This window comes from Aerococcus sp. UBA6277, assembly GCF_002440555.1.
GTDB lineage: Bacteria > Bacillota > Bacilli > Lactobacillales > Aerococcaceae > Aerococcus.
Genome location: NZ_DJUR01000031.1, coordinates 1 through 9031 on the forward strand (window position 1 = coordinate 1; position 9031 = coordinate 9031).

8 protein-coding genes are annotated in these 9031 nt (G+C 40.6%); all 8 read right to left on the reverse strand.

The window, feature by feature from the left end; translation table 11 throughout:
* Positions 1-38 precede the first annotated feature (38 nt).
* On the reverse strand, positions 39-683 hold the full coding sequence (locus B2V22_RS05170) for an HAD family hydrolase (protein ID WP_290490893.1): 645 nt from the start codon (positions 681-683) through the stop codon (positions 39-41).
* On the reverse strand, positions 661-1905 hold the full coding sequence (locus tag B2V22_RS05175) for a bifunctional folylpolyglutamate synthase/dihydrofolate synthase (RefSeq protein WP_290490899.1): 1245 nt from the start codon (positions 1903-1905) through the stop codon (positions 661-663). Before B2V22_RS05175 ends, B2V22_RS05170 begins: the two co-directional genes overlap by 23 nt.
* Before the next feature lie 180 nt (positions 1906-2085).
* Entirely contained in the window at positions 2086-4722 is a 2637-nt protein-coding gene (locus B2V22_RS05180) for a valine--tRNA ligase (RefSeq protein WP_290490894.1), read from the reverse strand.
* A gap of 786 nt (positions 4723-5508) precedes the next feature.
* Complete coding sequence (locus B2V22_RS05185) at positions 5509-5937, reverse strand: GNAT family N-acetyltransferase (RefSeq protein WP_290490900.1); 429 nt, start codon at positions 5935-5937, stop codon at positions 5509-5511.
* A gap of 166 nt (positions 5938-6103) precedes the next feature.
* Positions 6104-6502, reverse strand: coding sequence for a rhodanese-like domain-containing protein (locus B2V22_RS05190; RefSeq protein ID WP_290490895.1), 399 nt, complete (start codon positions 6500-6502; stop codon positions 6104-6106).
* Between the two features lie 30 nt (positions 6503-6532).
* Positions 6533-7501, reverse strand: a complete 969-nt coding sequence (locus B2V22_RS05195; RefSeq protein WP_290490896.1) for an ROK family glucokinase — start codon at positions 7499-7501, stop codon at positions 6533-6535.
* Between the two features lie 104 nt (positions 7502-7605).
* Complete coding sequence (locus B2V22_RS05200) at positions 7606-8178, reverse strand: 5-formyltetrahydrofolate cyclo-ligase (protein WP_290490897.1); 573 nt, start codon at positions 8176-8178, stop codon at positions 7606-7608.
* 10 nt (positions 8179-8188) lie between these two features.
* Positions 8189-8860 carry a rhomboid family intramembrane serine protease gene (locus B2V22_RS05205; protein WP_290490898.1) on the reverse strand — a complete coding sequence of 224 codons (672 nt, stop codon included), beginning with the start codon at positions 8858-8860 and terminating at the stop codon, positions 8189-8191.
* Positions 8861-9031 lie beyond the last annotated feature (171 nt).

Below are 9031 nucleotides of genomic sequence, written 5' to 3' on the forward strand. Positions count from 1 at the left end.
AGTTTAACGGTAGGGTTTCAAGTACCAGTCAAATTTGCTTAATCTAAAAATGGTAAGGCATCACCAAGACGGCCAACGACTGCTAAAACGCGGTCGTAAGTTTCATCATCCGGCGCAACCAAATCAGGAACCATGATCACGTCTAAACCTGCTTGATAAGCAGCGTTCACGCCATGAATAGAGTCCTCTAATACAATTGTTTTTTCTTTGTCCAAATTGAAATCTGCCACAACTTTTAGATAGATTTCTGGGTCTGGCTTAGCGTTTTCTACTTGGTCACCACCAAGCACACCTTTGAAGTATTTGCGGATGCCTGTTGCCTCCAGTAAATACTCTACCGTTTCAATATTAGATGATGACGCCACGTAGCAATCAACATTTTTAGCTGCTAACGTATCCAACACTTTGATCAAGTCATCCTTTAAATCAGGGGCTTTATCTTTGATGATTTCAAGGTAACGTTTATCTTCACGGGCTAATAACGCTTCTGCTGCTTCTCTGTCACCAATAGCTTCCTCATACATTTGTAGGGTTTCCTTCTCACCAACCCCAACATATTTTAAATAGTCATCCATGGTGAATTCGATGCCTAACGACTCGAATCCTTCTTGGTTTACTTGAGCGTAGATCTTCTCAGTATCTATCATTAACCCGTCCATATCAAAAATTACTGATGTTTTCATAGATATCCTCACTTTGTAGTTTTTCTCGCACTTCAGAGATAAAGTAGAAAGAGCCACAGAACACTACTACGGCATCTACATTTGCTGGTGCGGATTGCTTATAATCATCATACCAATTATTTACAAATTTCGCATCTGTCGTGGCTAAATAATCGTCTTCTTTTCTCGCTTCTTTATAATCAAAAGTGGTGACATATAATTCAATGTCTGAATGTGCTTGGATATAGTCCAGTGAGCCGGTGATTTCTTTACGGTCTAAACTTGAAAAATACATGATAATTTTTTTATCCGCAAAAGTTGCTTTTAATGCTTTAAGTAATACCTCGATGGCTGAAATATTGTGGGCGCCATCAATATAGGTGGTTGGCTGGTTAGCAATCAATTCCATCCGACCTGGTAAAGCCGTCGCTTGAATGGCGGCGATGGCTGTTTGTTGGTTGAAATATAAGCCATTTTCCTTTGTAAAAGCGTCAAAAGCAGCGTAAGCTGTCCGGGCATTCCATACTTGGTAAAAACCAAGTTGCGGAATGTCCATTTGCGGTTGCAATTTATAAGAAATCAATTGACCTTCTTCTTGAGTGACTTTGTCTTGGATAATAGCCAAGTATTCTGCCGCAATTTCCCCAACAACCATGGTATCCCCTTGATGCATAATGCCGGCTTTTTGCTTGGTAATGGCGAATTCATCTTTACCTAAACTAGGAATGTGGTCTTTACCAATAGAGGTGATGACCCGGACGGCATGCGGGAGAATGTTAGTATAGTCCTTTTTGCCACCTATCCCTACTTCAACAATGAGGATGTCGACGTCCACCTGGCCCGCATAGATAAAGAAGGCTAAAGTGAGGACTTCGAAATAAGACATGGCTTCGATTTTTAGGGCTTCAATATGGTGACGGACTTCGTTCATCAGTTGAATAAAGGCTTGGTCGTCGATATTTTCTTTATTGTGGCGAATACGTTCAGTTAAGGTCTCCAAATGCGGTGATGAGAATAGGAGGGTCGAGTAGCCGTGATCTGTCGCCATTTGCTCGATAAAACGACAGGTTGACCCCTTGCCGTTGGTACCAGTCACGTGGATTGCGGGTGTTTTTAACTCTGGGTGGTCGTAGCGGTCAAGCACACTTGCCATCCGTAAAAAATCTTTTGGCGTTGACTTAGTGTACACTGCCAACCATTGTTCAATTTGCGCCTTATTATGCATTAAAATCGCCAATTTCATCCCCCATTTTTTCAATTATCATCTTGTCAGACATCATTCTAGCACGGAAAGTCCTTTAATAGTATTTTATTTTTGTAAATCACTAGGTATATTTTTCTGTATGGCCTAAGTGATTTCATTCGAAAAAGAAGCCGACTATTTAAGTTTAGTCGGCTTCTTAAATGGTTATTTTGAGTCAAATTAGCCTTGTAATTCAGCAATTCTTTCTTTAGTAGAAGCTAATTTTTCTTGGTAATCTTGCCCTTTTTGACGTTCCTCTTCAACGACCGCTTCAGGGGCATTGGCCACAAAGCGTTCATTTGATAGTTTCTTCTCAACCCGGTCTACTTCAGATTGCCATTTGGCTAATTCTTTCTCCAAGCGGGCAATTTCTTCTTCGATGTTAATAAAACCAGCTAATGGTAAGTAAATGTCTCCACCGTCAAAGAATAAGGTTACGGCTTGATCTGGTACTACAGCATCTGTATCAATCGTGAAGCTTTCTGGGTTGGTAAAGCGGTTAATGAAGGCAATGTTGTCTTCAAGGGCTTGACCAATTTCAGCGTTACGCGGTTTCACCATGATTTCAATTGGCTTAGATAAAGCCACGTTTTGTTTATTACGGGCATTACGGATCGCTTTAACCAGTGAAATCACGTAGTTCATATCAGAAGCAGCTTTTGGATTAGATAAGTTTTCATCTACCGTTGGGTAAGCAGCTGTTACGATTGATGCTTCTTTATGTGGAATATGCGCCCAGATTTCTTCTGTTACAAATGGCATGATTGGATGCATTAAACGTAGAATGTTGTTTAATGTGTAAGCCAACACTGAACGAGTTGTCGCTTTCGCAGCTTCATCCTCGCCTTGTAAGGTTTCTTTAGCCATTTCAATATACCAGTTACAGAATTCATCCCAGATGAAGTGGTACAATGAACGGCCTGCTTCACCGAACTCAAACTTATCAAAGTTTGCGGTAACTGATGCAATAGTCTCATTTAGTCGTGTTAAAATCCATTGGTCTTTAATTTCAGTCACATTAGATAAATCAATTTCATCATATGTTAAGTCATCAAGGTTCATGATGGCATAACGAGAAGCATTCCAAATCTTGTTAATAAAGTTCCAAGCAGCTTCAAGTTTTTCTTCGTTATAACGGATATCTTGGCCAGGTGTTGAACCAGTTGCTAAAAACCAACGTAAAGCGTCAGCACCATACTCGTTTACAACATCCATCGGGTCAACTCCGTTACCTAAAGATTTAGACATCTTACGGCCTTGGCTATCACGGATTAAACCGTGGATTAACACGTTCTTGAATGGACGACGACCAGTGAATTCCAACCCTTGGAAAATCATACGCGCTACCCAGAAGAAGATGATGTCATACCCTGTTACCAATGTTGACGTTGGGTAGTAACGTTTAAAGTCTTCTGCATCAGTATCTGGCCAACCCATAGTTGAAAACGGCCATAAGGCAGATGAGAACCATGTATCTAATACATCTGGATCTTGTTCCCAGTTTTCGCTATCAGCAGGGGCTTCCATACCAACATACATTTCACCAGTTTCTTTATGGTACCAAGCTGGAATTTGGTGACCCCACCATAATTGACGTGAGATAACCCAGTCGTGGGCATTTTCCATCCATGTCTTGAAGGTATTTTCAAAACGAGGTGGGTAGAAATCAACACGGTCTTCAGTGTTTTGGTTTTCTAATGAATTATCCGCTAATGGACGCATTTTAACGAACCATTGTGTTGAAAGACGTGGTTCAACAACAACACCAGTACGTTCAGAGTGACCAACTGAGTGGACCATTTCTTCTGTGCGGATTAAGAAACCTTGTTCGTCTAAGGCAGCAACAACAGCTTTACGCGCTTCTTCCCGAGTCATGCCAACAAATTCACCAGCATTTTCGTTCATTGTTGCATCAGCGTTCATCACGTTGATCCGTGGTAAATCATGACGGTTCCCTACTGCAAAGTCGTTAGGGTCATGGGCAGGGGTAATTTTTACAATACCAGTCCCAAATTCACGTTCTACGTAATCGTCCGCAACGATTGGAATTTCACGGCCAACAAGCGGTAAAGTAATAGTTTTACCAACTAAGTGGGTGTAACGGTCGTCATCAGGGTGGACTGCAACTGCCGTATCCCCTAACAAGGTTTCTGGACGTGTTGTAGCGATTTCTACCGACCCTGATCCATCTGTTAATGGGTATGAAATGTGGTAGAATGCACCGTTATCATCAGAGTAGATTACTTCCATATCAGATAAGGCAGTTTGTGCTTTTGGATCCCAGTTGATAATGTATTCACCGCGGTAAATTAAATCTTTATTGAATAAATCAACGAAGACTTTACGCACAGCTTCACTTAACCCGTTGTCTAAGGTAAAACGTTCACGTGAATAATCAACAGAAATACCCATTTTACCCCATTGTTGACGAATTGTTTCAGCATATTCTTCTTTCCAATCCCACACTTGGTCAATGAATTTTTCACGGCCTAGATCATAACGAGAAGTACCCTCTTCAGCTAATTTCGCTTCAACCTTGGCTTGCGTCGCAATACCCGCGTGGTCCATACCTGGTAACCATAAAGTATCGTATCCTTGCATCCGTTTTTGACGGATAGACATATCTTGTAAAGTCACATCCCAAGCATGACCTAAATGCAATTTACCTGTTACATTGGGAGGTGGAATAACAATTGAATATGGTTCAGCAGTTTTATCTTCATTAGGGGCGAATACACCAGACGCTACCCATTTGTCATAGCGCCCTTCTTCAACCGCATTCGGTTGGTATTTAGTAGACATATTAGTCTCTTTCATGAAAGCTTCCCTCTTTCTTTGTTTCATATTTTTGGCAAAATAAAAGCCCTATACTATAACAATCTATGGTTAGACAATTATAGTATAGGGCGCAAATTTCATTGCTCGGTACCACCTACATTTTTACTTCATTGTAAGGACATGATAACGGTATGTACCGAAGTAAAGCGACACTTTGCCTACTGCGCAACCATTATTGACTGTCATACCTGTTCACACCAACCACAAGCTCTCTTAAAGACAAACACAATAAACCTCACAGCAATTACTTAAATTATTTGCATAGCCAATAATAGCATGGAAAAAAACAGAAAGCAAGAATAGGATGTGAGACAGGGCGTTTAGGCAGGAGACGATGGAAGAATAGTACAGTGTCACACAAAGTGTGAAACAAACTATTCTGAAGCGGACATCTGTCTGCCCTGGCGAGCTCAACTTCACAGGGTGCGAGGATCGACGCTAAGAAAAGAACCGTTGGAAGATTAGTGCAGTAAATGACGGAGTCAGTTACAAACTAATCTGAAACGCAGTCTTTTCTGGAGACCCGAACCCGACTATAGGATGTGAAACAGGGTGCGAGGGTCGACGCTAAGAAAAGAACCGTTGGAAGATTAGTGCAGTAAATGACGCAGTCAGTTACAAACTAATCTGAAACGCAGTCTTTTCTGGAGACCCGAACCCGACTAATGTGCGGGGGCATGCTAGAAATCATCAGCCTCTAGCGCCCGCATAATACTAGTTATATCCTAATATATTCATCTAACCACTTTCCCACACCAATTCATTCTAGCCAAGTGTATCAACCAATGTTCTTACCATCAAAATATCCGTTTCTCTTTCTACTACTCGCTTAAAGCCTACTTTTTCGTAGAGCTCTATCGCATAATTGCCATAACTCACGCTCAATGATAAACCGTTTATCCCTTGTTTTCGTCCAACCGCTATAAATTCTTCTATTAACATTGTCCCTATTTTTTGATTTCTATAGGCTTCATCTACCGATAGTGAGATTTCCATATAATCCTCTTGAAAAAAACCATATCCTTGATTGTCTGAAGTAAAGTAACGTCCCCAAATAGCGCCAACAACTTGTCCGTTGATTTCTGCTACTAAACAAAGGTCTTTATCTAAATCAATATGATTAAAATATTTCTGTAGATGCGCTTCATTCAAAATCGATCGCGGAAACGGTGACGCTCCTTCAGGAACAAACAGCGCTTTGTAGAAATAATCTTTTAATAATCAGGTCTCTGATTTCTTCATTTGTCTAATCAACATCAATATCCCCCATCTAATCTAAACTTACCTAGCGTGCGCATTTTAAGGATAAACAACATTCAGAAAAAGCCAGGAGCGCTAACTCCTGACTTTTCCAAAAATATTAATCTTGACGTTTTGTTTTACCTTCCCACTCACTCAGGCCGCCCTTTAAGATATAAATTTTATCGTAACCTGCATCTTTTAATTTCTTCGCAGCACGACCAGTTAAATTATGTACATCTGCATATAAATAAATTGGACGTGATTTACTGAAGCCCGGCACACCTTGTTGTAATGTAGAATAAGGTACATTACGGGCACCAAAAATATGCGCAGAGTTAAATTCATTTGCTTCTCGGATATCAATAATTTGTGCTGATTGCATGGTTTGTTGGAAATCTTCTTGAGAAATCATGGTTGCGTTGTTACGACGCAATAAGTAGCTGTATAACCAGAAGCCTCCCCAAACCAATAATACGACAATTAAAATAATCCAAGAAATAGTACCAAAGTTGATCATAAGTGTTGTTTTCCCTTCTAACGACAAATACTAGGCATTTTTCATAACTAGTGACGCAGCACCATACACACCTGCATCATTCCCCAAAGTAGCTAGACGAATACTTGTTGTCCGTCCAACACCAGGATATACCGACTTGTGGAAATAGTCTGTTACTTTATCTAGTAAGTATTGACCAGCATTGGCAACCCCACCACCAATTAAAATATATTGTGGATTAGTTACTGCAGCCACTTGGCCCAAAGCACGCCCTAAATGCGCCATCGTGTCATCAACAACAGCTTCCGCAAAACGGTCACCGGCTTCTGCAGCTCTAAAGATATCTTCAGACGTTACAGGGTCCCCGTTAAAAATACGGCCTTGAATAATAGAACCCGTATCATCCATAGTATAAGCTAATTCACCAGCTGTCCAAACGATACCTGAAGCAGATGCCACAGTTTCTAAACAGCCATGCTGACCACAAGTACACTTACGGCCACCATCTTTAGAGAACATATGCCCAATTTCACCAGCAGCCCCTTGTCCAACTACCAATTGGTCGTTGACAATAACACCACCACCAACACCAGTGCCTAAAGTTACCATAACCACATTGGCCGCGTGGTCACCGGCACCCTTCCATTGCTCCCCTAAAGCCGCAACGTTAGCGTCGTTTTCGATTAAAATTGGCCAATCTGCGTTAAAGTGGCTACGAATCAATTCTGCAACGGGCTGTTCTTCAACCCAAGCTAAGTTATACGCACCAGCAACAGTACCTTTTTCCCGGTCTACGAAGCCTGGAGACCCCATACCAATGCCTAAAATATCTTCGTTAGTCCAATTATTTTCTAGCATTTTTTCTTGAACAGCTAGAATTAAATCTGGAATAATGTGTTGGCCATCTTCTTTAATATCTGTAGGCACTGCCCATTTATCAATAATTTCGCCTTCAGTTGAAACAACGGATAATTTAATTGATGTACCACCAAGGTCGATACCGAATATTTTCTTAGTCATTATCATAACTCCTTCTCATCTTTTAGTTACATAACTCTATTTTATCAGACTTTAGCAAAAAAATTTAGGTTTTTAAGCAAAAAATGATACCGGTTGCATAATATTTATATTTTCCCAACAATAATCTGGTCCACTGGCATATCAAAATCATCCATTTCAAAGGTCACTTCATTAGAGACCATACCTGGAAAGGTTAAGGCAATCTTGGTTCCTGGATAATCCGCTAGAAAAATATCGTAAAAACCGCCACCATGCCCAACCCGATACCCATCCGACCTAAAAAACAAACCTGGTACAAGCATTAAATCAATCGCATCTTTTTCAATAAAATCAGCGTTTGCTGTTGGTTCGTAAATACCGAATGTTGTCTTCTCCAGGGCATCCATTCCTTGATACTTGGCAAATGCCATTTGGCGGTTAGGATAGGTTTTAGGCACATATACCTTCTTGCCAATGGTTAAGGCGTAATCAATAATGGGTTTCGTATCAATTTCGCCTGGATGGGCAATGGTTGTGGTAATGGTATCGGCTTGAATAAAGGCTTCATTGCTAAATAATTGGGCATAAATATCTGCTTGCAAAGCCATTCGGTCATCCTCTGGTAAGGCTGCCCAATATTTAAGCGTCCGGTCGCGAATGGCCTTCTTGTCTAAAATTGTTTTCATTTCTTCTGTCAAATAAACGCTCCTAACCACCAATTAAAGTATTGAAAATGCCATGGTTGATCAAAATAAATCCAGCAATCACCACAAAGGTAGCAGCTGAACCAATTCGTTGGGTCAACCGTTGATCTGGCCCTTCCCCCTGAAGGAGCGCCATGGTCATTAAGAAACCACCTACTAATCCGCCCACATGGCCCCAAATATCAATCCCTGAACCCATCATACCAAAGACCAAGTTAATTACCACAAGAGTTAAATATTGCGAACCGATGCTTTGAATATAACGATTTCTCGGGAATAGATTTTTAAGCGCTAGAAAGACAGCAAACAAACCAAATAAGGCAGTCGATGCCCCAGCTGAGATATTTTCTGAAAATTGGTAAGAGAACAAGTTCCCCATCAAGCCAGAAGCCAGGTAAATCACCGAGTAGCGCCAGTGACCCACAATATTTTCAACCATACTACCTAAATAATACAGGGTAATAGAATTAATTAATAAATGAACAATGCCAATATGCAAGAACATGGGGGTAATTAACCGCCAATACTCCCCAGCAGCAATCAATGGATTAAATTTAGCCCCGAATAATAATAAGGTGGCAGAACTTTCGGAACTGCCCATAAATTCCATCATAATAAATAAAATAATTTGAATACCTAGCAAGGTATACGTCACAAAAGGTTTTCTCTTAGACATGATTAACTCCTTTTAAAATAGTGAATGTACTTTTACATATTATACCCTAGTTTTCAGGATAATCACAAAATGGCAGCTACCTACAAAAAAAACTTTAGCATTCTGGCACGTGATACCCCAAACAAAGAAAAAAAGACCCACACCAACGCGTGAAACCCTACCGTTAAACTG